20 protein-coding genes are annotated in these 25124 nt (G+C 72.1%); 5 read left to right on the top strand and 15 right to left on the bottom strand.

Features of this window, described 5'->3' with window-relative positions:
• Positions 1-2: 2 nt before the first annotated feature.
• The 12 genes from pgeF to rsmH form a co-directional block, all read right to left on the bottom strand.
• Positions 3-731, bottom strand: a complete 729-nt coding sequence (gene pgeF / locus ACH4F2_RS16940; protein ID WP_398133476.1) for a peptidoglycan editing factor PgeF — start codon at positions 729-731, stop codon at positions 3-5.
• Complete coding sequence (gene ftsZ / locus ACH4F2_RS16945; RefSeq protein WP_398133477.1) at positions 728-1930, bottom strand: cell division protein FtsZ; 1203 nt, start codon at positions 1928-1930, stop codon at positions 728-730. Before ftsZ ends, pgeF begins: the two co-directional genes overlap by 4 nt.
• A 286-nt stretch (positions 1931-2216) precedes the next feature.
• Positions 2217-3011 (bottom strand): cell division protein FtsQ, encoded by a 795-nt coding sequence (gene ftsQ, locus ACH4F2_RS16950; RefSeq protein WP_398133478.1) that lies wholly within the window; start codon positions 3009-3011, stop codon positions 2217-2219.
• 25 nt (positions 3012-3036) lie between these two features.
• Positions 3037-4131 carry an undecaprenyldiphospho-muramoylpentapeptide beta-N-acetylglucosaminyltransferase gene (gene murG, locus ACH4F2_RS16955; RefSeq protein WP_398133479.1) on the bottom strand — a complete coding sequence of 365 codons (1095 nt, stop codon included), beginning with the start codon at positions 4129-4131 and terminating at the stop codon, positions 3037-3039.
• Positions 4132-4137: 6 nt separating this feature from the next.
• Positions 4138-5508, bottom strand: coding sequence for a putative lipid II flippase FtsW (gene ftsW, locus ACH4F2_RS16960; protein ID WP_398133480.1), 1371 nt, complete (start codon positions 5506-5508; stop codon positions 4138-4140).
• Between the two features lie 76 nt (positions 5509-5584).
• Entirely contained in the window at positions 5585-7033 is a 1449-nt protein-coding gene (gene murD / locus ACH4F2_RS16965; protein ID WP_398133522.1) for a UDP-N-acetylmuramoyl-L-alanine--D-glutamate ligase, read from the bottom strand.
• Positions 7034-7044: 11 nt separating this feature from the next.
• The gene (gene mraY, locus ACH4F2_RS16970) at positions 7045-8139 is read right to left on the bottom strand and encodes a phospho-N-acetylmuramoyl-pentapeptide-transferase (RefSeq protein ID WP_398133523.1); all 1095 of its coding nucleotides are present in this window, start codon (positions 8137-8139) and stop codon (positions 7045-7047) included.
• Positions 8139-9554 carry a UDP-N-acetylmuramoyl-tripeptide--D-alanyl-D-alanine ligase gene (murF, locus tag ACH4F2_RS16975; protein WP_398133481.1) on the bottom strand — a complete coding sequence of 472 codons (1416 nt, stop codon included), beginning with the start codon at positions 9552-9554 and terminating at the stop codon, positions 8139-8141. Before murF ends, mraY begins: the two co-directional genes overlap by 1 nt.
• A gap of 37 nt (positions 9555-9591) precedes the next feature.
• Entirely contained in the window at positions 9592-11112 is a 1521-nt protein-coding gene (locus ACH4F2_RS16980; protein ID WP_398133524.1) for a UDP-N-acetylmuramoyl-L-alanyl-D-glutamate--2,6-diaminopimelate ligase, read from the bottom strand.
• Between the two features lie 215 nt (positions 11113-11327).
• The gene (locus ACH4F2_RS16985; RefSeq protein WP_398133482.1) at positions 11328-13295 is read right to left on the bottom strand and encodes a peptidoglycan D,D-transpeptidase FtsI family protein; all 1968 of its coding nucleotides are present in this window, start codon (positions 13293-13295) and stop codon (positions 11328-11330) included.
• Positions 13292-13795, bottom strand: a complete 504-nt coding sequence (locus tag ACH4F2_RS16990) for a septum formation initiator family protein (RefSeq protein WP_398133483.1) — start codon at positions 13793-13795, stop codon at positions 13292-13294. Before ACH4F2_RS16990 ends, ACH4F2_RS16985 begins: the two co-directional genes overlap by 4 nt.
• Before the next feature lie 50 nt (positions 13796-13845).
• Positions 13846-14802: a 16S rRNA (cytosine(1402)-N(4))-methyltransferase RsmH gene (rsmH, locus tag ACH4F2_RS16995; protein WP_398133484.1), complete on the bottom strand. Its 957-nt coding sequence runs from the start codon at positions 14800-14802 to the stop codon at positions 13846-13848.
• Positions 14803-15226: 424 nt separating this feature from the next.
• On the opposite strand from rsmH, the gene ACH4F2_RS17000 reads away from it, so the two are divergent.
• From ACH4F2_RS17000 to ACH4F2_RS17015, 4 genes are all read left to right on the top strand, one after another.
• Complete coding sequence (locus ACH4F2_RS17000) at positions 15227-15775, top strand: beta-class carbonic anhydrase (protein WP_398133485.1); 549 nt, start codon at positions 15227-15229, stop codon at positions 15773-15775.
• 257 nt (positions 15776-16032) lie between these two features.
• On the top strand, positions 16033-17070 hold the full coding sequence (locus tag ACH4F2_RS17005; protein WP_398133486.1) for an AAA family ATPase: 1038 nt from the start codon (positions 16033-16035) through the stop codon (positions 17068-17070).
• Positions 17070-18434 carry a DUF58 domain-containing protein gene (locus ACH4F2_RS17010; RefSeq protein ID WP_398133487.1) on the top strand — a complete coding sequence of 455 codons (1365 nt, stop codon included), beginning with the start codon at positions 17070-17072 and terminating at the stop codon, positions 18432-18434. Before ACH4F2_RS17005 ends, ACH4F2_RS17010 begins: the two co-directional genes overlap by 1 nt.
• Before the next feature lie 234 nt (positions 18435-18668).
• Positions 18669-21059 (top strand): DUF3488 and DUF4129 domain-containing transglutaminase family protein, encoded by a 2391-nt coding sequence (locus tag ACH4F2_RS17015; protein ID WP_398133488.1) that lies wholly within the window; start codon positions 18669-18671, stop codon positions 21057-21059.
• 419 nt (positions 21060-21478) lie between these two features.
• Here ACH4F2_RS17015 and ACH4F2_RS17020 read toward each other — a convergent pair whose 3' ends face one another.
• From ACH4F2_RS17020 to ACH4F2_RS17030, 3 genes are all read right to left on the bottom strand, one after another.
• Positions 21479-21880 carry a spore wall synthesis complex protein gene (locus ACH4F2_RS17020; RefSeq protein WP_398133489.1) on the bottom strand — a complete coding sequence of 134 codons (402 nt, stop codon included), beginning with the start codon at positions 21878-21880 and terminating at the stop codon, positions 21479-21481.
• 277 nt (positions 21881-22157) lie between these two features.
• Positions 22158-22985 (bottom strand): methyltransferase, encoded by an 828-nt coding sequence (locus tag ACH4F2_RS17025; RefSeq protein ID WP_398133490.1) that lies wholly within the window; start codon positions 22983-22985, stop codon positions 22158-22160.
• Positions 22986-23169: 184 nt separating this feature from the next.
• Positions 23170-23799 (bottom strand): SAV_6107 family HEPN domain-containing protein, encoded by a 630-nt coding sequence (locus tag ACH4F2_RS17030; protein ID WP_398133491.1) that lies wholly within the window; start codon positions 23797-23799, stop codon positions 23170-23172.
• Between the two features lie 269 nt (positions 23800-24068).
• Between ACH4F2_RS17030 and ACH4F2_RS17035 the strand changes: the two genes are divergently transcribed.
• Positions 24069-24698 carry a TetR/AcrR family transcriptional regulator gene (locus tag ACH4F2_RS17035; RefSeq protein ID WP_398133492.1) on the top strand — a complete coding sequence of 210 codons (630 nt, stop codon included), beginning with the start codon at positions 24069-24071 and terminating at the stop codon, positions 24696-24698.
• Positions 24699-25124 lie beyond the last annotated feature (426 nt).

Below are 25124 nucleotides of genomic sequence, written 5' to 3' on the forward strand. Positions count from 1 at the left end.
CATCAGTCCAGCCAGACATAGCCCGCGAGCCGCCCTGTGGTGCGGTCGCGTCGGTACGAGAAGTGGTCCTTCGACTCCAGGGTGCACACCGGCGACTGCGCCCGGTCGCGCACCCCGAGGCGTTCGAGCTGTGCGTGCACGCCGGCGCTCACATCGACCGCCGGTGTGCCCCAGCTCGTCTCGGCGTACGCCGCCGGTTCGGCGTCGGCGACCTCGGCCCGCATCCGCTCCGGCACCTCGTAGCACCGGCCGCACACGGCGGGTCCGGTGCGGGCGATGATCCGGGCCGGGTCTGCGCCGCGTTCCGTCATGGCCCGTACGGCGGCGGGGACGACCCCGGCGACCAGGCCGGGCCGGCCCGCGTGGGCCGCGGCGGCGACGCCGGCGACGGGGTCGGCCAGCAGGACGGGCACGCAGTCGGCGGTGAGTACGGCGAGAGCGAGACCGCGTTCGGCGGTGACGATCGCGTCGACCCGCGGAACCGGGTCGTCCCCCCGGGGTCCGTCGACCACGGCGACGTCGGCACCGTGCACCTGGTTCATCCAGACCACCCGGGCCGCGGCGACGCCCAGTGACCTGGCCGCCAGCTCCCGGTTGGCCGTGACGGCGCCGGGGTCGTCACCGACCGCGCCGCCGAGGTTGAGCTCCTCGTACGGAACGGCGCTCACTCCGCCCCACCGGTCGGTGAAGCCGAAGTGCGCGCCGTTCACGGTGTCGCGCTGTCCTATCACTTCAGGAAGTCCGGCACGTCCAGTTCCTCGGCGGCGCTGTCCGAGTAGGTCCGGGACGGCGGGACCGGCGGCGGGGAGACCGGCGGCAGGTCGCTCACCGGCTCCGGCACCGGGGCCGGCTCCGGGTCCTCCTTCGGCTTGACGCTGCCGAGCGAGCCGAAGGACGGACGGCTCTCGCTCTGCCGTACCGGGGTGGGCTCCTCGCGCTTGGCGGAGGAGGCGCCGAGGACGTTGTCCCGCTTGGACGGCGGCTGGCCGCCGTCGAAGCCGGCCGCGATCACGGTGACCCGGACCTCGTCACCCAGGGCGTCGTCGATGACCGCGCCGAAGATGATGTTGGCCTCGGGGTGGGCGGCCTCACTGACCAGCTGGGCGGCCTCGTTGATCTCGAACAGGCCGAGATCGGAACCGCCGGAGATGGAGAGCAGTACGCCGCGGGCGCCGTCGATGGAGGCTTCCAGCAGCGGCGAGGAGATCGCCATCTCCGCCGCGGCCACCGCGCGGTCGTCGCCGCGGGCCGAGCCGATGCCCATGAGGGCGGAACCGGCCTCGGACATGACCGACTTCACGTCGGCGAAGTCCAGGTTGATCAGGCCGGGCGTGGTGATGAGGTCGGTGATGCCCTGCACACCGGAGAGCAGCACCTGGTCGGCGGACTTGAACGCGTCGAGCACGCTGACCTGGCGGTCCGAGATGGACAGCAGCCGGTCGTTGGGGATGACGATGAGGGTGTCGACCTCTTCGCGGAGTTCGGCGATGCCGTCCTCGGCCTGGTTGGCGCGGCGCCGTCCCTCGAAGGTGAACGGGCGCGTGACCACGCCGATGGTGAGGGCGCCCAGCGAGCGGGCGATGTTGGCCACGACGGGCGCGCCGCCGGTGCCGGTGCCGCCGCCTTCACCGGCCGTCACGAAGACCATGTCGGCCCCCTTGAGGACCTCCTCGATCTCCTCGCGGTGGTCCTCGGCGGCCTTGCGGCCGACGGCCGGGTTGGCTCCGGCGCCGAGTCCGCGGGTGAGTTCGCGGCCGACGTCGAGTTTGACGTCGGCGTCGCTCATCAACAGAGCTTGCGCGTCGGTGTTGATGGCGATGAACTCGACGCCCTTGAGACCGACCTCGATCATCCGGTTGATGGCATTGACACCACCGCCGCCGACACCGATGACTTTGATGACTGCGAGGTAGTTCTGCGGTGCTGCCACGTCGAAGGCCTCTCGCCTCGAGTTACGTGTCGTCGGACCGTCGGGGCACTGCTCCCCCGCGAGCGACGACTGATGCCGATTGGGACGGTCCGTAGCGCCGACCCGAACCCTAACGCTGAAGTTTAGGGTTACCAGTGTGTCCGTTCCTTGGAGTCTTCCGAACAGGACACTAAGTCGACAAGTGGCGCACGTTCAACGAACACGCCGAACCTCCCGTTTTTCTTTTCACCCTATGTGATCAGCCGTAGCGCTGCCCAACCAGGGTGCTGGCCTGCACGTATACCCGTCAACTCCCTGATGACGCCGGGGCGGTGGGGACACTTACGTCGAAGTGCCGCGCGTCGGGCGTCGCTTTCATCAGCGCGGTGAGCACCCGCGCCTTCCGCGAGCCCAGTTCACCGCTTCCCCACGCCACGGTCCGGTCACCGCTCAGCTCCAGCGAGATGTCGTCGTAGGTACGGACCTTGACGACCCGTACGTCCTTCGCGACCGCGTCCGGAAGGCGGCCGGCGACCCGCACCGCCTCGCGGACCAGACGGTCCTCGTCGAATCGGCGCAGACTCGCCGCCGTCGTTCCGGAACGGGCGGGCTCCAATTTCAGTGCGGGAACGCCTTTCGGCGCCCGGGACACCGTGGCGAAACGGACGCCTTCGTCGTCCACTTCCACGAACTTTCTTCCCTTTTGGGCAATCAGGACCGGGGTACGCTCCGTCACTTTCAGCACGATTCCGTGCGGCCAGGAACGTTCCACGCCCACCTCGTCGATACGGGGCAATTCCCGTCGCAGCCGCGCCTCGAGTGCCCCGGTGTCGACGGAGACCAGCGGGTCACCGACGGGCACGTCGGCGGCCTCACGCACCTGTGCGGGTGTCAGGACACGGGTCCCCGAGACCGACACGTTCTCCACGCGCGTCCAGTTGGAGCCGTAGAGCAGCCAGACGGTCCCGCCCGCGGCGAACACGAGGGCGATGACCAGGATGATGATCGTACGAAGGCGGGGCGGGCCGAACCGCCGCGCCCGGGGCGGGCCGGACGACTTCTGCTGGCGTACACCGCGCTCGGCGGTGGTCGGTCCGGCCACGCTCCCTGCCCTCCGTCATTCCTGACTAGCGGCGCGCACGGGCGGCGATCGCCTCGTACACCATGCCGACGAGCAGGTCGTCGGCGTCCCGGCGGCCGAACTCGGCGGCGGCACGGGACATCTCGTACAGCTTGTGCGGGTCGGCGAGCACGGGCAGGACGTTGTGCTGCAGCCACTCGGGCGTCAGTTCCGCGTCGTCCACCAGCAGTCCGCCGCCCGCCTTGACCACCGGCTGGGCGTTGAGCCGCTGTTCGCCGTTGCCGATGGGCAGCGGAACGTAGGCGGCCGGGAGCCCGACGGCGGAGAGTTCGGCGACGGTCATCGCGCCCGCGCGGCACAGCATCATGTCGGCCGCGGCGTACGCGAGGTCCATCCGGTCCAGGTAACTTACCGGGATGTACGGGGGCATCCCCGGCATCTGGTGTACCTGCGGCAGTTCGTTCTTCGGGCCGACCGCGTGCAGGATCTGGATGCCCGACTGCTGGAGCCAGGGGGCGACCTGCTGGATCACCTCGTTGAGCCGCCGGGCGCCCTGCGAGCCGCCGGTGACCAGCAGCGTCGGCAGGTTGGGGTCCAGCCCGAACGCCGCCCGGGCCTCGGGGCGCACGGCGGCCCGGTCGAGGGTGGCGATGGAGCGGCGCAGCGGGATGCCGATGTAGCGGGCGTTGCGCAGCTTGCTGTCGGGGGTGGAGACGGCGACCTGCGCGGCGTACCGCGAGCCGATCTTGTTGGCCAGGCCCGGGCGGGCGTTGGCCTCGTGGATGATGATCGGCACGCCGAGCCGCTTGGCCGCGAGGTAGCCGGGCAGGGCCACGTAGCCGCCGAAGCCGACCACGGCGTCCGCCTTGGTGCGCTCCAGGATCTGCTCGGTCGCCTTGATGGTGCCGCGCAGCCGGCCCGGGACGGTGATCAGTTCGGGGGTGGGCTTGCGCGGCAGCGGTACGGCCGGGATCAGCGCCAGTTCGTACCCGCGCTCGGGTACGAGGCGGGTCTCGAGGCCGCGTTCCGTGCCCAGGGCCGTGATCCCCACGGTCGGATCCTGCCTGCGCAGGGCGTCCGCGAGGGCGAGCGCGGGCTCGATGTGGCCCGCGGTTCCTCCGCCGGCGAGTACGACATGCACCGAAATTCACCGCTCTCCGGACGAACGCGCCACCGAGGCACGCCGTCGCATCGTGTTCCAACTCCGGGGGCTCCGCTTGGAGCCGGTACCCCCGGCTCCCCGCTTTCTACCAAAGCGAGGTTGCCGCAGCGCAAGCGCCGCCCGCGCACCGGGCTCCTCGCGCGCGAAGGCGATGAGCAGTCCGATGGCGAACATGGTCGGCAGCAGGGCGGAACCCCCGTAGGAGAACAGCGGGAGGGGGACACCGGCGATCGGCAGCAGCCCGAGGACCGCACCGATGTTGATCACGGCCTGGGCCGTGATCCAGGTGGTCACGCCTCCCGCGGCATACCTCACGAAGGGGTCCTCCGTGCGTCCGGCCACGCGGATACCCGCATAGCCTAGAGCCGCGAACAGGGCGAGCACCGACAGCGTCCCCGCCAGGCCCAGTTCCTCACCGGTGACGGCGAAGATGAAGTCGGTGTGCGCCTCGGGGAGTTGGCCCCATTTCTCCACACTCGCCCCGAGCCCGGAACCGAACAGCCCGCCCGAGGCGAGGGCGTAGATGCCGTGCACGGCCTGCCAGCACGAGTCGTTCGGACCGGGGTCGGCGGCGAACAGACAGCCGAGCCGGGCCATACGGTTGGGGCTGGTCTTGATGAGGATGAAGCCGAGCAGCACGGCGATCGAGAGCACACCCGCGAACAACCGCGTGGGCGCGCCGGCGAGCCAGAGCAGACCGAACAGGATCGCCGTCAGGATGATCGCCGTACCCATGTCACCGCCGAGCATGATCAGCCCGAGCAGCATGAACGCGGCCGGCACCAGCGGCACCAGCATGTGCTTCCACTGCGTCAGCAGTCTCTTGTCCTGCTTGCGGGCCAGCAGGTCCGCGCCCCACAGCACCAGGGCCAGCTTGCCGAACTCGCTGGGCTGGATCTGGAAGGAGCCGCCCAGCGAGATCCAGTTCTGGTTGCCGTTGACCGCCATCCCTATCCCCGGCACCTGCACGAGGATCATCAGGAAGACGGCACCGGCGAGGATCGGGTAGGCCAGCGCCCGGTGCAGCTTCACCGGCATCTTCATGGCGGCCACCAGCAGCCCGGCGCCGATCAGCGCGGCCAGGGCCTGCTTGCGGAAGAAGTACGACCCCGGCAGCGACAGCTGGAGCGCGGTGATCTGGGAGGCCGAGTAGACCATCACCAGACCGAGCACGGTGATCAGCGCGCTGCCGCCGGAGATCAGGTAATACGCGGTCAGCGGCCGGTCCCAGGCACGGCGGAGGCGGTGGTAGAGGCGGAGCGCGGGGTTCTCGCGCCGCGGCCCCGGCGTGGCGGGTCGCTTGACGGTCCGCTGTACGGGCGGACGTCCGGTACGGCTCTGGGGACTACCCGGCATCGCGGCCTCCGCTGTACGTCGGCATGGACCGTCCCACGCGTCTTCCCGAGGTCACCCGGCGCAGGAGGCTGCCGGGTCAGGCGCCGAGTTCGCGAACGGCCTCCGCGAACGCGTCGCCGCGCTTGTTGTAGTTGGTGAACATGTCCATGGAGGCACAGGCCGGTGCCAGCAGGACCGTGTCGCCGGGCCTGGCGAGCCGCTGGGCCTCCTGGACGGCCTGGAGCATCGCCCCAGTGTCGGTCCGGTCGAGGTCGACCACGGGTACCTCGGGGGCGTGTCGCGCCAGGGCTTCGCGGATCAGGGCGCGGTCGGCGCCGATCAGTACCGCCCCGCGCAGCCGCTCGGCCGCCCCGGTGACCAGCTCGTCGAAGGTCGCGCCCTTGGCCAGCCCGCCGGCGATCCAGACGATCGAGTCGTACGCCGCCAAGGAGGCCTCGGTGGCGTGGGTGTTGGTGGCCTTGGAATCGTCCACGTACGCCACGCCGTCGACGTCGGCGACGTGCGCGATGCGGTGGGCGTCGGGCGTGAAGGCGCGCAGCCCGTCCCGTACGGCGGCGGCGGACACCCCGTAGGCGCGGGCGAGGGCCGCCGCGGCAAGGGCGTTGGCGATGTTGTGCGGGGCCGGCGGGTCGATGTCGGAGACCTCGGCGAGCTCCTGGGCGTTCTTCTGCCGGTTCTCCACGAAGGCGCGGTCGACGAGGATGCCCTCCACGACGCCGAGTTGGGAGGGGCCGGGGGTGCCCAGGGTGAAGCCGATGGCCCGGCAGCCCTCCTCGACGTCGGCCTCGCGGACCAGGTCCTCGGTGGACGGCTTGGCGGTGGCGTCCGCGTTGTAGACGCAGGCGACGTGATTGCCCTCGTAGATACGGCCCTTGTCGGCGGCGTAGGCCTCCATCGAGCCGTGCCAGTCGAGGTGGTCGGGGGCGAGGTTGAGCACGGCGGCCGAGTGGGCGCGCAGGGAGGGCGCCCAGTGGAGCTGGTAGCTGGACAGCTCCACTGCCAGTACGTCGTACTCCTGGTCGCCGGTGACGGCGTCCAGCAGGGAGACGCCGATGTTGCCGACGGCCGCGGTGCGCAGGCCCGCGGCCTTCAGGATCGACGCCAGCATCTGGACGGTGGTGGTCTTGCCGTTGGTGCCGGTGACCGCCAGCCAGGGCGCCGCTTTCCTCCCGTCGAGGCCGCGCAGGCGCCAGGCCAGTTCGACGTCGCCCCAGACGGGGACGCCTGCTTCGCGCGCCGCCGCGAACAGCGGCTTGTCCGGCTTCCAGCCGGGCGCGGTGACGATCAGCTCGGTGCCCTCGGGCAGGGTCGCGTCCGCGGCGGAGCCGCCGACGGACGCAGTACCGAGGCGAACGGTGACGCCGAGCGCCTCCAGCTCGGCCGCCTGCGCCCGCGCGCGCTCGTCGTCGCCGTCGTTGACGACGGTGACGCGCGCGCCCAGACCGTGCAGGACCCTGGCCGCCGGGACACCGGAGACGCCGAGGCCGGCGACGGTGACGTGCTTGCCCTGGAAGTCGAAAGGCACCGAGGAGGAGGTCACTTGTCCGCTGCCCATCCCGCGTAGAAGAGGCCCAGTCCGACGATCACGCAGATGCCCTGGATGATCCAGAAACGGACCACGACAAGGACCTCGGACCAGCCTTTGAGTTCGAAGTGGTGCTGGAGTGGCGCCATTCGGAAGACCCGCTTGCCGGTGAGGCGGAAGGATCCGACCTGGATGACCACCGACATGGTGATCAGGACGAACAGGCCGCCGAGGATGGCCATCAGCAGTTCGGTGCGCGAGCAGATCGCCAGACCCGCGAGCACACCGCCGAGCGCGAGCGAACCGGTGTCGCCCATGAAGATCTTGGCCGGCGAGGTGTTCCACCACAGGAAGCCGAGGCAGGAACCCATCAGCGCGGAGGCGACCACAGCCAGGTCGAGGGGGTCTCTCACCTCGTAGCAGGCGCCGGGGTTGGTCAGGGTCAGCGCGTTGGCGCAGGACTCCTGGAACTGCCAGACGCCGATGAAGGTGTAGGCGCCGAAGACCAGGACGGAGGCGCCGGTGGCGAGACCGTCCAGACCGTCGGTCAGGTTCACGCCGTTCGACATCGCCAGGATCATGAACAGCGCCCAGATGACGAACAGCACCGGGCCGAGCGACCAGCCGAAGTCGGTGATGAACGACAGCTTGTCGGAGGCCGGGGTGTTGCCGCGGTTGTCCGCGAACTGCAGCGAGAGCACGGCGAAGGCGATACCGACGATCAGCTGGCCGGCCATCTTCGCCTTGGCCCGCAGGCCCAGCGAGCGCCGCTTGACGATCTTGATGTAGTCGTCGAGGAAGCCGACCAGGCCCATGCCCACCATCAGGCCGAGCACCAGCAGGCCCGAGAAGGTCGGCGCGGTGTCGACGCCGGGCTCTTCCAGGTAGCCGGTGATCACCTTGGCGAGGAAGTACGCGGCGACCGTCGCGAAGATGAAGGCGATACCACCCATGGTCGGCGTACCGCGCTTGCTGGCGTGCTCGCGCGGGCCGTCGTCACGGATGTACTGGCCGTAGCCCTTGCGGGCCAGGAGCTTGATCAGCAGCGGGGTGCCGACCAGCGTCAGGAACAGGCCAATGACTCCTGCGAACAGGATCTGCTTCATCATCGGGCGGCAACCTCACCCTCGGCGCCGGTCTCCAGCAGCGCCGCGGCGACGCTCTCCAGACCTACCGAACGGGACGCCTTCACGAGCACGACGTCCCCTGGGCGCAACTCGCTGCGCAACAGGTCGACCGCCGCCTGTGCGTCGGACACGTGCACCGACTCCTCACCCCACGAACCCTCGTTATATGCGCCCAGTTGCAGCCATCGGGCTTCCCTGCCCCCGACCGCGACGAGCTTGCTGACGTTGAGCCGGACGGCGAGCCGCCCGACCGCGTCGTGCTCGGCGAGCGCCTCGTCCCCGAGCTCGGCCATCCGACCGAGCACCGCCCACGTACGGCGTCCCTTGCCCATCGCCACGAGCGCGCGCAGGGCGGCTCGCATGGACTCGGGGTTCGCGTTGTAGGCGTCGTTGACGACCGTCACGCCGTCCGGGCGCTCGGTGACCTCCATCCGCCAGCGGGAGAGGGAGCCCGCCTCGGAGAGCGCGGTGGCGATCTCGTCTGCGGACATGCCCAACTCGTGGGCGACGGCGGCCGCGGCGAGCGCGTTCGACACGTGGTGCTCACCGTACAGGCGCATGGTCACATCGCTTGCACCGGAGGGTGTGTGAAGCCTGAAGGCAGGCTGTCCGCTGTCCGTGAGTCGCACATTCTCGGCGGAGACGTCCGCTTCGTCGGACTCTCCGAAAAGGATCACCTTCGCCTTCGTTCGGGAGGCCATGGCCCGTACGAGCGGGTCGTCCGCGTTGAGGATCGCGGTGCCGCCCTCCTCGGCCGCCGGGAGCGCCTCGACGAGTTCGCCCTTGGCCTGGGCGATCTGCTCCCGGCCGCCGAACTCGCCGATGTGCGCCGAGCCGACGTTGAGGACGAGGCCGACCTTCGGCGGGGTGAGTTCGGTGAGGTACCGGATGTGGCCGATGCCGCGGGCGCCCATCTCCAGGACGAGGAACCTCGTCTCGTCGGTGGCGGTGAGCGCGGTGAGCGGCAGCCCGACCTCGTTGTTCATGGAGCCGGGCGTGAACACCGTGGGCGCCTTGCGGCGCAACACCTGGGCGATCAGGTCCTTGGTGCTGGTCTTGCCGGCGGACCCGGTGAGCGCCACGAGGGTGGCGCCGAGGCGCCGTACGACGTGCCGGGCCAGGGCACCGAGAGCGGCCTGGACGTCGTCCACGACGATCGCGGGCACGCCGACGGGGCGGGAGCCGAGAACGGCCACCGCGCCCGCCCCGACGACCGCCGACGCGAAGTCGTGGCCGTCCGCCCGCTCGCCGACGAAGGCGACGAAGAGGCTGCCGGGCCCCGCTTCCCGGGAGTCACGGACGACCGGCCCGGTGACCTGCGCGGACGGATCCGGTATGTCATGCATCCGCCCGCCGACGACTTCTGCGATCTCGGCGAGAGAGAGGGCGATCACAAGTTCATCCCCTGGATCATCTGGATCATTCGGGATTTCATCCCTGGGTCTTCTGGATGGCTTCGCGAAGCACCTGGCGGTCGTCGAAGGGACGGACCACCCCGGCGATGTCCTGGCCCTGCTCGTGCCCCTTGCCCGCCACCAGCACGGTGTCGCCGGGCTCGGCCCGGGCGACGGCGGCGGCGATCGCGGCGGCCCGGTCCTCGAAGACCTGCACCTCGCCGCGCTCGTACGCGGGCACGGACGCCGCGCCCTGGAGCATGGTGGCGAGGATCGCGAGGGGGTCCTCGGAGCGGGGGTTGTCGGAGGTCAGTACGGCGGTGTCGGCGAACCGGGCCACGGCGGCGCCCATCGGCTCCCGCTTGGTGGTGTCCCGGTCGCCGCCGCAGCCGAGCACGGCGTGCAGCTTGCCCTCGGTGACCTTGCGCAGCGCTTTCAGGACGGATTCGACCGCGTCGGTCTTGTGGGCGTAGTCGACCACCGCGAAGTAGGGCTGTCCCTCGTCCACGCGCTCCAGCCGGCCGGGCACGCCCGGCACCGCGGCGATGCCGTCGGCGGCGGCCTGCGGGTCGAGGCCTGCGGCGGCGAGGGCGACGATCGCGGCGAGGGTGTTCGCCACGTTGAACGGGCCGGCCAGCGGCGACTTGGCGGCGATCCGCTCGCCCTTCGGGCCGAGCACGGTGAACGTCGAGTCCAGCGGGCCGACCTCGACCCGGTCGGCGCGCCAGTCGGCGTCCGGGTGGCCCTCGGCGGAGTAGGTGACGACCGGGACGGTGGCCTCGTTCGCGAGGCGGCGCCCGTACTCGTCGTCCACGTTGACCACGCCGAGTCTGCTGCGTTCCGGCGTGAACAGCTGCGCCTTCGCCTGGAAGTAGTCCTCCATGCCGGAGTGGAACTCCATGTGCTCCGGGCTGAGGTTGGTGAAGACCGCGATGTCGAAGACGCAGGCGTCGACCCGGCCGAGCACGAGGGCGTGGCTGGAGACCTCCATGGCGACCGCCTCGGTGCCGCGCTCGCGCATCACCGCGAACAGTGCCTGGAGGTCGGTGGCCTCGGGTGTGGTGCGCTCGGACTTGATGCGCTCGTCGCCGATGCGCATCTCGACCGTGCCGATGAGCCCGGTGGACTTCACCGTACGCAGGCCGCCCTCGACGAGGTAGGCGGTGGTGGTCTTGCCGGAGGTGCCGGTGATACCGATCTGGAGGAGATCGCGGCCGGGGTGGCCGTAGATCGTGGCCGCCAGTTCGCCCATCCGCGCGCGCGGGTCCTCGACGACGAGCGCCGGCAGGCCGGTGGCGGCGACGCGCTCCGCACCTGCCGGGTCGGTCAGCACGGCGGCGGCGCCGAGGCCTGCGGCCTGGGTGACGAAGTCGGCGCCGTGGGCACGGGCTCCGGGTAGGGCGGCGTACAGGTCACCGGGGCGGACGGCGCGCGAGTCATGGGTGATGCCCGTGACCCGGGCGGCGCTGTCCGGCACGGTGACACCCAGCTGACCGGCGAGTTCCGCGAGGGGTGTGGCGGAGATCCGCGCCGGCCGGGGCGGTCCCGGATAGGTCACGGGGTGGCCCTTCTGGGTGGTTTGGGACTGATCAGCGTGTGGCACGGCGGTGAGCGTACCGGGCGTACCGGCTTCCGGGCGAAGTGAGGTGGGGGAGGTGCTCTGGTTCCCGGGCTCGGGGGTGATCGTCGTCACGGGTGGTTCCTGGTGGCTCGGTACTGAATCGGCGCTGGCTCGGTACTGGCTCGGTGCTGGTCAGGACTGGTCGGTCCGGATCAGGGCTTGAAGGTGACCGGGAGATTCGCGGGGGCGGCCCCGGTCGGCGGGACCTGGAGGGTCTTCAGGGTGAACTCCATGACCTGCTTGTAGATGGGGCCGCAGATCTGGCCGCCGAAGTAGCTGCCCTCGGTGGCGTTCTGGATGGCGCAGTAGACGGTGACGCGAGGCTTGTCGGCGGGGGCGAACCCGGCGAACGACGACGTGTAGCCGCGGTACTTGCCGGTGGCCGGATCCACCCGGTTGGCCGTGCCCGTCTTGCCCGCGACGCGGTAGCCGGGGATGCGGGCCTTGGTGCCGGTTCCCTCCTCGTCGTCGACGACGGACTCCAGCATCTGCGCGAGGGTCTTCGCCGTCTTCTCGCTGATCACACGGGTCTTCTTGGGCTCGGAGGACGGCGTGAAGCGTCCGTCGCCCCCCTTGGTGCCGCGGACGAGGGTGGGCTCGACGCGGACGCCGCCGTTGGCGATGGTCGAGTACACGGAGGCCGCCTGCAGCGCGTTCACGGAGACGCCCTGGCCGAAAGGAATCGTGTACTGCTGCGACGTCGACCACTGGTCGGGCGGCGCCAGGATGCCCTTGGTCTCGCCGGGGAAGCCGAGCCCGCTGTAACCGCCCACGCCGAACTTGCGCAGGTAGGAGTAGAGCACCTTGTTGGCCTCCTCCTGCGTCCTGCCCAGCTCGCCGGTGGCCATGATGGTGCCGATGTTGCTGGACTTGGCGAGCACGCCGTTGAGCGTGAGGTACCAGGTCGGGTGGTCGACGTCGTCCTTGAAGAGCCGGTCGCCGCGCTTGAGCCGGTTCGGGATGGTGAGGTGGGTCATCGGTGTGGCGGCGTTCTCCTCCAGTACCGCCGCCATCGACAGCACCTTGGCGGTGGAGCCGGGCTCGAAGGCGTCCTGAAGGGCGGCGTTGCCCAGCGCGTCCGGGTCGGCGTGGGCGAGGTCGCCCGGGTCGAAGCCGGGCGAGTTGGCCATGGCGAGGATCTCGCCGGTGGCCGTGTCCTGGACTATGACGTAGCCGCCGTCCGCCTTGGACTTCCTCACCTGCTCGCTGATGGCGTGCTGGGCGGCCCACTGGATGTCGCGGTCGATGGTGAGCTCGACGTCGCTGCCGGGCACGGCCGGCGTCTCGGTGGAACCGGCGGTGGGTACCTGGCGCCCCCCGGACTGCGCGTAGCGGATCTTGCCGTCCTTGCCGGCCAGGGTGTCGTTCAGCTTCCGTTCCAGGCCGCCGCCGCCCTTGCCGTCCGCGCCGACCCAGCCGAGGATGCCGGCGGCGAGGTCGCCGCCCGGGTACACGCGCTTGCTGCTGGGATCGGCGAAGACGCCCGCGAGGACGTTGACCGCGGACTTGTCCGTCTCCGTCTTCTTCGTCAGCGCGGTCTTCAGGTCCTTGATCTGGTTCCACACCTGCGGGGTCTGCCGGCGGGCGAGACGGACGTAGCGCAGTCCCTCGTTCTCGGGGCGCAGCCGGTCGACCAGGTCCTCCTGGTCCTCGCCGAGGATCGGCGCGAGGAGCGCCGCCGCCTGCTCGGGGCCGTCGCCGACCTCCAGCTGCTCCCGGGTGAACATCGTGGGGTCGGCGGTGATGTCGTAGGCGTCCACGGTGGTCGCGAGGGCCACGCCGTTGCGGTCGGTGATCCCGCCGCGCTCGGCGGGCAGGGTGTGGACGACGTAGCGGTTCTGCTCGGCCTTGGCGGCGTAGGTGCCGGCGTCGACGGCCTGCACCTGGAGCAGCCGTACGACGAAGGCGGAGAGCACCAGCGTCAGCACGAGGCCGATCAGGCGCAGGCGCGGGCGCGGGCTGCCCAGCCGGAGGACGCGGGGCGCGGCGGGCGAGGGCGCGCCCGGTCGGCGGGCGGGCCGGGCGCCGCGGCCGGGCTGCCGCCGTCCGCCCGGGCGGACGGGCCTCGCGGGTCCGGGCACTCGGCGGCGCGGCGGTTCCCTGTCGGACACTTCCGTCACCTGCCGGGAGTCGGGTTCGGGGCGGGGGTGGCCGCGGTGGCGGCCGGGCCGGTCGGCTCGGTGCCGGGGGGAGCGGTGGCGGGCGATTGCGTGAGCGCCTCGGGGGCGATGACCAGCGGGGTGGCCGCGGCGGACGCGGGGCTCGGCGAGCCCTTGACCGTGCCGTCGGGGGCGAGGAAGGCGGGATCTCCGCCGGGCACCATGCCCAGCTCCCGGGCGCGGCGCTGGAGGGCCCGCGGGGCGGAGTAGGCGTCGATGTCCCGTTGCAGCGACTGCTCCTCGTCGGTGAGCTCCTTCGTCTCCTGCTTCAGGTCGTCCAGCTGGAAGGAGCCCTCGCTCATGGCGGAGTTCAGCACCAGGAGCCCGATGAGTCCGCCGCCGAGGAGGACGACCACCAGGAGGACGAACGGGGCGCGGGCCGCCTGGCCGCGCCCGCCGACGGGCGGGAGGAGCCGCGCCAGCCGGGCCGCCCTCCCCTTCAGTTCGGGTTTCCCGCCCACTCGCTCTCCCTTGGCCCGCAAGGGCCGTCCGCCCCCGCGCCTGGCCTGCCTCACTCGATGTCCTCCCTGATGCGCTGGGCTCCGCGCAGCCGTGCCGGTGCCGCCCGCCGGTTCTCGGCGATCTCCTCCTCGGTGGGAAGTTCGGCACCGCGCGTGAGCAGCTTGAGCCTGGGCGCGTAGCGCTCGGGGACGACCGGCAGTCCGGGCGGCGCGGTATTGGCCGCACCCGCGGCGAACACCTGCTTGACCAGCCGGTCCTCCAGCGAGTGGTACGACAGCACGGCGATCCGCCCGCTGACGTCGAGCGCCTTGACGGCGGCCGGAATCGCCCGTTCCAGGACGGCCAGTTCGCCGTTGACCTCGATGCGCAGGGCCTGGAAGGTGCGCTTGGCCGGGTTGCCGCCGGTGCGCTTGGCGGCCTGCGGCAGCGCGTCGCGGATCAGTTCCACGAGGCGAGCGCTGTTGCTGAACGGCTCCTTCTCGCGCTCGCGCACGACCGCGGACACGATCCGCTTGGCCTGCTTCTCCTCGCCGTACGCCCGCAGGATGCGGACGAGTTCGCCCGGCGGGTAGGTGTTGAGGACCTCGGCGGCGCTCATGCCGGTCGTCTGGTCCATCCGCATGTCGAGCGGGGCGTCCTGGGCGTAGGCGAACCCGCGGTCCGCCTCGTCGAGCTGCATGGAGGAGACGCCGAGGTCGAACAGCACGCCCTGGACGCGCGGGATGCCGAGCCGGTCGAGCACGTCGGGCAGCTCGTCGTACACGGCGTGCACCAGGGTGGCGCGCTCGCCGTACGGCGCGAGCCGCTCGCCGGACAGGCGCAGGGCCTCCTTGTCCCGGTCGAGGGCGACGAGCCTGGCCTCGGGGAAGCGCTCGAGGAGCGCCTCGCTGTGCCCGCCGAGTCCCAGCGTGCAGTCGACGACCACGGCCCCCGGCTCCGTCAGGGCGGGCGCCAGCAGGTCCAGACACCGCTGGAGCATCACCGGGACGTGTCGACTCTGGCTCAAGTGGGGCGGCCTCTCAGGTCCGGCGCGGCGACACGTACCGCCGGGTCCCCTCCCGCTCGTGAAGGGGAGGCCTGCCGGCGCCGGAAGCGTCGGCCGGCCGGGAGCGGGAGGAGGCCGAGCCGTACGTACGCGCCGCGCACGCGGGGAGATCTGGCGGGACGTCGCCCAGGTCTCCGGGGTGTTCAGTCCAGCGGGGAGAGCCTCGCCTCCCGCTTCGCGTCACTTTAGTCCACCCTGTCGCCCGGTCAATCAACCGGCCTGCGCGTCGCGGACGCCGGCGTCCGCAAACCGGTGCCGCGCCGCTTTTCACTCGTACGGACGCGTTCGCGCCACCCTGTGGGTTGGCTCACAACAAGCCCTGATGACGTTCTTTGTCCCGCTTCACAGCAGGCCAGGGAGGGGGACGGCCAGTAACGTCATGGATATGACGACTTCTGCATCGGTACCCGCCGGCTCCGAATCCGCCATAGTCGGCGACCACACCGTCACCGACCGGCTCGTCGAGGCGAACGAGCGCTACGCCGCCGCGTTCACCGACCCCGGGATGGACGCCCGCCCCGTCCAGCGTGTCGCCGTCGTGGCCTGCATGGATGCTCGCCTCGACCTGCACGCCGCGCTCGGCCTGAAGCTCGGCGACTGCCACACCATCCGCAACGCGGGCGGTGTCGTCACCGACGACGTGATCCGCTCCCTCACCATCAGCCAGCGGGCGCTCGGCACCCGCAGCGTGGCCCTCATCCACCACACCGGGTGCGGCATGGAAACCCTCACCGAGGAGTTCCGGCACGACCTGGAACTGGAGGTCGGCCAGCGCCCGGCGTGGGCGGTGGAGGCCTTCCGGGACGCCGACCAGGACGTGCGGCAGTCGATCGAGCGGGTGCGCACCTCACCGTTCCTGCTGCACACCGAGGACGTGCGCGGCTTCGTCTTCGACGTGAAGACGGGCCTGCTGCGCGAGGTCGACCCCGCCTGACCCGGTCGCCCGCCCCGATGACTTCCGCCGCGCAAGCGCCGCAAAGGCCGTAAGGCCCGACATATCGCGGCCAGTTGTCCACAGGCGAGTGACACGAATCGGTAACGGCAGCAAGAATGCGGGAAGTGGTGTCGCGCGGAACTTTTTCCGCGCGCTGTCCGTGATTCGGGGTGGGCCGGTCCGCGACGCGGGGGCCGCCCGGCAAGTTGGGGTACTCCCGCTTCCCAGGGAGCGCGGGGAAAGGCCGAGGAGGGCCGGTGACGACCTATGACGATCGAGCGAGCCTCACTGATCTGACCGCTGTGGTTGAGCGGGTGCGCGGTTCGGTGGAGGGCGTGATCGAGGGCAAGCCCGAGGTCGTACGACTCTCGCTGACCGTGCTGCTCGCCGAGGGCCATCTGCTGATCGAGGATGTCCCGGGCGTCGGCAAGACCATGCTGGCGAAGGCGCTGGCGAGGTCCATCGACTGTTCCGTGCGCCGGATCCAGTTCACGCCGGACCTGTTGCCCTCGGACATCACCGGGGTGTCCATCTGGGACCAGCAGCGTCGCGACTTCGAGTTCAAACCGGGCGCGATCTTCGCGCAGGTGGTGATCGGCGACGAGATCAACCGCGCCTCGCCGAAGACCCAGTCGGCGCTCCTGGAGTCGATGGAGGAGCGCCAGGTCACCATCGACGGCCAGACCTATGAGCTGCCCAGCCCCTTCATGGTGGTGGCGACACAGAACCCGGTCGAGATGGAGGGCACCTACCCGCTGCCGGAGGCGCAGCGCGACCGCTTCATGGCGCGGGTCTCCATCGGCTATCCCAGTCCGGAGGCCGAGCTGCAGATGCTCGACGTGCACGGCGGGGTGAACCCGCTGGACGACCTGCAGCCGGTGGCGCACGCGCACGACATCCTCAAGCTGATCGAGGCGGTCCGGGGCGTTCACGTCGCCGACCCGGTGCGGCGGTACGCCGTCGACCTGGTCGCCGCCACGCGCACTCACCCGGACCTCAGACTCGGCGCCTCACCGCGCGCCACGCTGCATCTGCTGCGCGCGGCGAAGGCGTCCGCCGCCCTGAGCGGCCGGGAGTACGCGCTGCCGGACGACGTGCAGGCCCTCGCGGTCGCCGTCCTGGCCCACCGCCTGCTGCCCACCGCCCAGGCCCAGCTCAACCGCCGTACCGCCGAACAGGTCGTCCACGAGATCCTGCAGCGCACCCCGGTGCCCGCGGCGCCGCAGCAGCAGACGGGCTTCGGCGTGGGCCACGGCTCGTCGGCGTACGACCGGCAACCGCCGCGGAGGCTGTGATGGACACGGGGGGGACGGCCCGGTCCCAGGACGACCGGGGCGAGAGCGGCGGCATCCGCACCGCCCTGACCGGTCTGACCACCCGCGGGCGCTCCTTCCTGGCCGCCGGCATCGCCGCCGCCGTCTGTGCCTACGTCCTCGGCCAGAGCGACCTGCTCCGCGTCGGACTGCTGCTGGGCGTGCTGCCGCTGGTCTGCGCGACCGTGCTCTACCGCACCCGGTACCGGGTCGCGGGCAGCCGCCGGCTCTCCCCCGGGCGGGTACCCGCGGGCAGCGAGGCCCGGGTGCACCTGCGTATCGACAACGTCTCACGGCTGCCCACCGGCCTGCTGATGCTCCAGGACCGGGTGCCGTACGTGCTCGGACCGCGCCCCCGCTTCGTACTCGACCGGGTGGAGCCGGGCGGTCGCCGCGAGGTGTCCTACCGGGTCCGCTCCGACCTGCGCGGCCGCTATCCGCTGGGCCCGCTCCAACTGCGCCTGACCGACCCGTTCGGGCTGTGCGAGCTGACCCGCTCCTTCTCGACGTACGACACCCTGACCGTGATCCCGCGCGTGGAGGCGCTGCCTCCGGTGCGGCTGAGCGGCGAGGCGATGGGGTACGGCGAGGGCCGGCAGCGCTCGCTCGCGCTGGCGGGCGACGACGACGTGATCCCGCGCGGGTACCGCTACGGCGACGACCTGCGCCGCGTGCACTGGCGCTCCACCGCGCGCTACGGCGAGTTGATGGTGCGCCGCGAGGAGCAGCCGCAGCGCGCCCGCTGCACGGTGCTCCTGGACACCCGGGTCGTGGCCTTCGAGGGCGCCGGCCCCGACTCGGCCTTCGAGTGGGCGGTCTCGGGCGCGGCGTCCGTGCTGGTGCACATGCTGGAGCGGGGCTTCTCCGTCCGGCTGCTCACCGACTCCGGCGACTCGGTGCCCGGCGAGGGCGCCGACGGCTTCGCGGGTGCGAGCCAGGGCACGGCCGACGCGGCCGGGCTGATGATGGACACCCTCGCGGTGATCGACCACTCCGACGGCACCGGCCTGTCCCGGGCGTACGACGTGCTGCGCGGCGGGAACGAGGGGCTGCTGGTGGCGTTCTTCGGTGACCTGGACGAGGAGCAGGCCGCGGTGGCCGCCAAGATGCGGCAGCGCAGCGGCGGCGCCGTCGCCTTCCTCCTGGACAGTGCGGCCTGGTCGCGGGAACCGGCCGGCGTGCCCGGCCCGTCGGGCAGGGACGAGGAACGGCTGCGGATGCTGCGCGAGTCGGGCTGGACCGCCGTGAACGTGCCGCGGGGCGCCCCGCTGGAGGAACTCTGGCGCCTGGCGGACCACGAACGCACCGGCCTCGCGACGGCGAGCGGCGGGGAGGGCACGCGGTGAACGCACCGGCACGACCGACACCGAGGGCCTGCGCGACCGCACCCGGACGCCACGAGCGACCGGCCGACCGCGGCCACACCGGCTCCACGACGACCATCGGCCGGGAGGGCACGCGGTGAACGCACCCGCACGACCGACACCGAAGGCCTGCGCGACCGCACCCGGACGCCACGAGCGACCGGCCGACCGCGGCCACACCGGCTCCACGACGACCACCGGCCGGGAGGGCACGCGATGAGTGGTCGGGCGCGGCTGGCGCTGTGCGCGTGGGCGGCCACATTGATGGCGGCGTGTGCGCTGCTGCCCCTGGTCGACCCGGCCACCTGGATCCTGCAGGCCGCGTTCCTGCTGGCGGTCCAGGCCGGGGTGGGCGCGGCGGCCCGCCGGGTCCCGCTGGCCCGGCCCCTGACCATCGCCGCGCAGGCCCTGGTCACGCTGGTGCTCCTGACCCTGGTCTTCGCCCGGCAGCAGGCGCTCGCCGGGCTGATCCCCGGCCCGCAGGCCTTCCAGCGCTTCGCCGACCTGCTGCAGCAGGGGGGCGACGACATCGCCCGGTACGCGATCCCGGCGCCGCTGGAGTCCGACGGCATCCGGCTGATGCTGGTCGGCGGTGTCCTGGTGATCGGGCTGCTGGTGGACACCCTCGCGGTGACCTTCCGTAGCGCCGCCCCCGCCGGGCTGCCGCTGCTGGCGCTCTACTCGGTGGCCGCGGGGCTGTCCGAGGGCGGCACCGACTGGCTGTGGTTCCTCGTCGCGGCGGCCGGCTACCTGATGCTGCTGCTGGCCGAGGGACGTGACCGGCTCTCGCAGTGGGGCCGGGTCTTCGGCGGCACGCCACGCACCCCGGGCGGGGAGCAGAGCGGCGCGGTCGCCCCGGTCCGCACCGGGCGGCGCATCGGCGCGTTCGCGCTGGGCGTCGCCCTGGTGGTGCCGCTGGCCCTGCCCGCGATGAACGGCGGGCTGCTGGACAGCGCCAGGACGGGCGTCGGTTCCGGGACCGGGGGCGGCGGCACGATCTCCGCGGTGAACCCCCTGGTCTCACTGCGCGACAGTCTCAACGTGGACGAGAACCGAGAGGTCCTCTCCGTCGACACCGACTCGAGCGACCTGTCGAACCTGTACCTGCGCATCGTGTCCCTGGACGACTTCGACGGCACCACCTGGAAGCCGTCCAAGCGGAACATCACCGCCGTGCCGGACGGCAGGTTCCCCACGCCGGTCGGCCTCGGCCCCGACGTCAAGCGCGCGGAGACCCGGACCACCGTCTCGGCCGCGGACTGGTACGCCCAGGACTGGCTGCCGATGCCGTACCCGCCGAGCGACGTGCAGGTCGCGGGCAACTGGCGCTACGAACCCGTCGGCATGACCCTGGTCGGCGACCATGGCCAGAACACGCGCGGACTGACGTACGAGGTGCGGAGCCTGGACGTGCGGCCGACCGCGGACCAGCTCGCCGCCGCTCCGCAGCCGCCCTCGGCACTGGAGCGGGAGTACACCGAGCTGCCGGACTCACTGCCCGACGTGGTCTCCCGGACCGCCCGCGAGGTCACCGCCGGCGCGGCGAACCCCTACGAGCAGGCGGTCAAGCTCCAGGAGTACTTCGCGGTCAACGGCGGTTTCGAGTACGACACGCAGGTCAAGGTCGGCAGCGGCTCCCAGGCGATCGCCCGCTTCCTCGCGGACAAGCAGGGCTTCTGCGTCCACTTCTCCTTCGCCATGGCGGCGATGGCCCGCACCCTGGACATCCCGGCCAGGGTCGCGGTCGGCTTCGCGCCGGGTTCCCCGCAGGCGGACGGCACGGTGTCGGTGGGGCTGCGGGATGCACACGCCTGGCCCGAGGTGTACTTCGAGGGTGTGGGCTGGACCCGCTTCGAGCCGACTCCGACGCGTGGGTCGACCCCGTCGTACACCCTGCCGGAGACGCCGGGCAGCTCGGTGCCGGATCCCGGTCTGCCGTCCCGGAACACGGAGACGGAGCCGTCGGCGGCGCCCTCGGCGAGCGAGAGCTGCACGGCCCAGGACAAGAAGCTGGACGCCTGCGCCAGCGAGTCCGCGGCGGCCGCACCGGTCACGGGCGGGGACGGCCCGAAGTGGTACGTGGTGCCGGCCTGGGTCCTGGGAGGGCTCGCGGTCCTGCTGGTCCCGCTCGCGCCGATGCTGTGGCGGCTGCGCACCCGGTCGGTACGGCTGGGAGCGCACGGCCGGACCGGGGCGGACGCGGTGCCGCACACTCTCGCGGTCTGGCAGGAGCTGACCGACACGGCATGGGACTTCGCAATCCTGCCGGAGGAGTCGCAGACCCCGCGCATGGCGGCGGCCCGGATCGTCCGGCTCGGGCGGCTCGAGCCGACGGCCGCGGCGGCGGTGCACCGGGTGGCGGATGCCGTGGAGCAGGTTCTCTACGCGCCCCGGCCCCGCCCGACGGCGGGTCTCACGGAGGACGTCCACCGGGCGAGCGCCGGTCTGCGTGCCGCGGCCGGCCGCGGCACGCGGCTGCGCGCACGGTTCGCCCCGCGTTCGACCGTGCGGGTGTCCTGGGCGGTGTCGGCGTGGTGGACGGGCCTGAAACAGCGTGCCGCGGCGGCCCGGCCGACGTTCCGGAAGGCATCGGGACAGCAGGGCTGAGCCGAGGACGCGGAGACACGGCCGCACGGGACCGGGGCGCGGGGGACGCGTCTCGGGGAACGACGGGTTGCGAGGCCCGGACGCGGAAGACAGGTCTCGGGCCGACGCCCGGAGGACTCCAGGGCACGAGACCGGGACACAAGGACCACGGGCCGACGGGCCGACGCCCGGAGGACTCCAGAGCGCGAGACCGGGACACAAGGACCACGGGCCGACGGGGGCGGGCCGGCGGGGCTGGGGCTGTGTGCGGGAGCGCCGACCCTCGGCCCTGTCCGGTGACCACCACGTCCCGCCGGGTGCGCCGGCCCGGCTCTCTCCGGACCCCGGCCCCGGGCACACATGGGTACGCGTGAGGGGGTGACCACCTCGGCGGTGGCCACCCCCTCACGCGGATGTCCTGGTGAGCGGCTGCCCGAGGGCTACTGACCGCCCTGCTGCTCATCACGACGGCGCTGCCAGCGCTCGTCGATGCGGTCCATCATGGAGCGCTTTTGCCGCCCCTGACGGCGCGCCTGTGGTCCGGTACCGGCTGCGGGCTGCTCGCCCGGCTTCGGGGCCTTGCGCCAGCCGGTCACGGCGAGGACCGCGCAGCCCAGCATGACGAGGAAGCCCACCACGCTGAGCCAGACCTGCTGGGCGACCATACCGGCCATGAGGAGCGCAATACCTACGAGGAAGCCCGCGACCGCCTGGTAGACCCGTCGCCGGGTGTACGTACGCAGCCCGCTTCCCTCGAGCGCTGTCGCGAACTTGGGATCTTCGGCGTACAGCGCTCGCTCCATCTGCTCGAGCATGCGCTGCTCGTGCTCCGAGAGCGGCACGGAGTCCTCCTCATCGTGCAGTCGCCGGGGCGACCCGGGGGGGTCCCTTCAGGATAGGCAGGGAATCGCCCCCGTGAAACCCGCCCCTCTACGCCAATTGGCCAACCGGTCTCCGTCATGGCCGTGCCGGCTGCTGAAGTTCCCATTCCCCAGCGGCCGACCCGTCATGCCGGGCGGTCTCCCTCGATCATACGGCGACTGGCCCCCGTTCGGGGGGCCTGTGGCGTACTCCATCTGCAGTCGCGCCCCTGATCAGCGCCTTACCCCACCGGGCGGCTCAGGGCTCCTGGGCCCCTCGCGTCTCACCGAGCACGTGGAGCTGGGTGGCCACGGAGCGGAACGCGGCCAGCTCGGCCGCCGCGGCCTCCAGCTTCAGCAGCGCCTCCATGGCGCCTGGCTCCGTGTCCACCAGCACTCCCGGGACGAGGTCGGCGAAGACCCGCACGCCGTGTACGGCCCCGATCCGGAGCCCCGCGGCCTCGACCAGTGCGGTGAGCTGTTCGGCGGTGAACCGGCGCGGCACGGGGTCACCCGTGCCCCAGCGGCCGTCCGGGTCGCCGAGCGCCTGCCGGGCCTCCGTGAAGTGGCCGGCGAGGGCACGCGCCAGCACGGCCCCGCCGAGGCCCGCGGCGAGCAGGCTGAGGACGCCCTCGGCGCGCAGCGCGGCCACCACGTTGCGGATGCCCTCCGCGGGGTCGTCCACGTACTCCAGGACGCCGTGGCACAGCACGACGTCGTAGCCGCCCCGTTCGACCACGTCGAAGAGGCCGTGGGCGTCTCCCTGGACGCCCCGGACGCGGTCGGCGACGTCGGCCTCGGCGGCGCGGCGCTCCAGGGCGAACAGCGCGTTGGGGCTCGGGTCGACGACGGTGACGCGGTGGCCTAGGCGGGCCGCGGGTACCGCGAAGTTGCCGCTGCCGCCACCGGTGTCCAGGACGTCCAGCGACTGGCGTCCCGTGGCCTTGACCCGACGGTCGAGGGCGTCCTGGAGGACGTCCCAGACCACAGCGGTCCGGAGGGCGGCGCGGGAACGAGAGGGCTCGGAGCGCGGCGACGCCGTTTGCGGGCGGTGGGGGGAGACGGGCGGGCGCATCGGGTCCGACACGGCAGTTGACTCCTCGGCGCGGCACCGCCTCGGGCACGGGCGGAGCGAACGGGCTGCCGCCCCGGCCCGGGTACGGGAAGGGGCAGGCTTCAGGCGTCTCCCACCCTATTGCCTCCGGTGAGCCGACCGGTCATCCCGTACCACCGGCCCCCAGGGTGCCCCGTGTCCCCGCTGTCCGGGGCTCTCATCCCGCGTCCGGCAGGTGATGGCCCGGGCGGTCCGGGCCCGGTCCGACGGCCTCCGGGCGGCCCGGGTCCGGCTGGACGCCGACGGACTCCGGACGGTCCGTGTCCGGCTGGTCCGGGTCGGGGCGGGGCTGGGGCAGGACCGGCTGGAGGACCAGCATCCGCTCCACGAGCCGCAGGAACATCGCCACGTCGCGTATCAGGTCGTCGGCGTCCCGCCGGTTGGCGGCACCCTGGATGCCCGCCTCGGCCCGCGCCCGGCGCCGGGCTCCCGCGGCGAACAGCGCGCTCCAGTCGGAGAGCTCGGGAGCGATCTCGGGGAGCACCTCCCAGGCGCTGCGGATGCGGGCCCGTGCCCGTGGAGTGGTCTCGGGGCGGCCTCGTGCCGCGAGCACCGCGGCGGCTGTGCGCAGGGCAGCGAGATGGGCCGTCGCGTATCGCTCGTTCGGCGTTTCGAGGGCGGTGGCCTCCTCCAGTCCGGACCGGGCCTGGGCGAGCAGGTCGAGGGCGGCGGGCGGGGCGGTCGTCCGGCGGAGTACGGGGTGCACGTCGCTCGCCGGGCCGGTCAGTGAGGGTGCAGGGCCGGCCGCGCGGCGCCGCCGGGCGGCGGCTGCGGACGAGTGGGCCATGACGATCCTCCTGTCGTCTCCGTGACGGCACGCCCTGGCAAGAGGTGCCGTTTGTGCCCATCGTGAGGTATGCCACTGACAATCCGTCTTGACCTGGCCTTTTGTATCGATCGTGGGTTCGGTTCGCCTTTTGTGCCGGCCACGCTCCACGCAGGCCCCGGCGCGCGGCCGCGGTGGAGGGGCAGGACCGGGCGCGTCCCGGACAGGCCTGTGACGGCCGCGGGCCCTGCGGTGACGTCCCCGGGGAAGGTGCTGTGACAATCGGGACCATGGAAAGCAGCAGCGCCGCTTCGCAGGGCAGCAGCCGTCGCGAGGCCACCCGGCAAAAGCTCTACGAGGCGGCCGTCACCCTCATCGCCGAGCAGGGCTTCTCCGCCACCACCGTGGACGAGATCGCCGAGCGCGCCGGGGTCGCGAAGGGCACGGTCTACTACAACTTCGCCAGCAAGTCCGTCCTCTTCGAGGAGTTGCTGCGCCATGGTGTCGGGCTCCTCACCGCGTCCCTGCGGGAGGCGGCGGAGCGAACGGCGCGGGAGGGCCGCGGCCGGGTCGACGCCCTGGACGCGATGATCCGCGCGGGGCTCGTCTTCATCGACCGCTACCCGGCCTTCACCCAGCTGTACGTGGCCGAGCTGTGGCGTACCAACCGGGCCTGGCAGTCCACGCTGCTGGTGGTCCGCCAGGAGGCCGTCGCGGTGGTGGAGGGCGTGCTGCGCGAGGGCGTGGCGAGCGGTGAGTTCAGCGAGGAGATCGACGTACCGCTGACCGCCGCGGCGCTGGTCGGCATGGTTCTGGTGGCGGCGCTGGACTGGAAGTCGTTCCAGGCGGAACGCTCCCTCGACGACGTGCACGCGGCCCTGTCCCGGCTGCTTCAGGGGCGCGTGAGCGGCCGCCCCTGAGACAGCCGCGCACGGGCCGCCGGCCGCACACGAAGAGCGCCGGTCCGTGGCGGCCGCGTCCCCCGCGGGCCGCCGTCGGACCGGCGCCTTCTCCTGCTCCCCCGTACGTCCCCCCGTCGGAACCCCGTTCTCGGTCGGTCCCCCGGGTTCCCCCGTGCCTCGCTCCCGCCGGCCTCGGTCGGCGGAAGGAGCGGATCGCGGGCCCGGCTCCGCTCCGGCGCCCCGTGTCGCCGGTTCGGAGCCGTGCCCCTCTCCGTGCCTCCACTCTCTCGTTCCCGCAGGTCGTGCCCCATCCGCGCGCGTACTCATCTGCCGGGCTAGGTACGGGTACTCAGTCGTGCGCACCCCGGCTCACAGCGGCGCGTCACCGACCGGTCACGCGCGCGCCCGTCCCGGTACTCAGCTCCGGCCCCTCTCCGGCCGTTC

The organism is Streptomyces sp. NPDC017890, from assembly GCF_044328675.1.
Classification (GTDB): domain Bacteria; phylum Actinomycetota; class Actinomycetes; order Streptomycetales; family Streptomycetaceae; genus Streptomyces.

What these genes read in the sequence shown, in the direction of transcription:
- ACH4F2_RS17000 (WP_398133485.1), top strand. Translation starts at nt 15,227, where the DNA reads ATGACGACTTCTGCATCGGTACCCGCCGGCTCCGAATCCGCCATAGTC.
- ACH4F2_RS17030 (WP_398133491.1), bottom strand. Translation starts at nt 23,799, where the DNA reads ATGGCCCACTCGTCCGCAGCCGCCGCCCGGCGGCGCCGCGCGGCCGGC.
- ACH4F2_RS17015 (WP_398133488.1), top strand. Translation starts at nt 18,669, where the DNA reads ATGAGTGGTCGGGCGCGGCTGGCGCTGTGCGCGTGGGCGGCCACATTG.
- ACH4F2_RS17010 (WP_398133487.1), top strand. Translation starts at nt 17,070, where the DNA reads ATGGACACGGGGGGGACGGCCCGGTCCCAGGACGACCGGGGCGAGAGC.
- mraY (WP_398133523.1), bottom strand. Translation starts at nt 8,139, where the DNA reads ATGAAGCAGATCCTGTTCGCAGGAGTCATTGGCCTGTTCCTGACGCTG.
- ftsW (WP_398133480.1), bottom strand. Translation starts at nt 5,508, where the DNA reads ATGCCGGGTAGTCCCCAGAGCCGTACCGGACGTCCGCCCGTACAGCGG.
- ACH4F2_RS17035 (WP_398133492.1), top strand. Translation starts at nt 24,069, where the DNA reads ATGGAAAGCAGCAGCGCCGCTTCGCAGGGCAGCAGCCGTCGCGAGGCC.